At 35.2% G+C, this 261-nt stretch carries 1 protein-coding gene; it reads left to right on the top strand.

All coding sequences use genetic code 11. The features are described from left to right. Window positions 1-62 precede the first annotated feature (62 nt). The coding region (locus LJE08_RS14170) for a P-loop NTPase fold protein (protein WP_227403600.1) at window positions 63-261 on the top strand (199 nt) is incomplete at its 3' end.

Here is a 261-nt window from a genome sequence, read left to right as displayed (position 1 = left end):
CTCTTAGAAACATAGATTGTCTGAGGTGTTTTATTAAGTTGTAAAAGAAAGGAAAATTAAACATGGAAAAGTATAGTCTCGAACCAACTGAGGAAAATATTGTTTCATCAATTAAGAACGATGCTACTGGTAGGAATCAAGCTTTATATCTCTTTCTTAAAATGCTTAGTGAGCAGGATGGCCCTTGGTCTGTGGCAATTGACGCACAATGGGGTTATGGAAAGACCTTTTTTGTGAAGCAGGTACAGTATTTAATTGATA

The organism is Holdemanella sp. DFI.5.55, from assembly GCF_020593575.1.
Lineage (GTDB): Bacteria > Bacillota_I > Bacilli_A > Erysipelotrichales > Erysipelotrichaceae > Holdemanella > Holdemanella hominis.
Note: the sequence above shows the minus strand (reverse complement) of the source record. Positions and strands in the feature narration are given on the sequence as shown.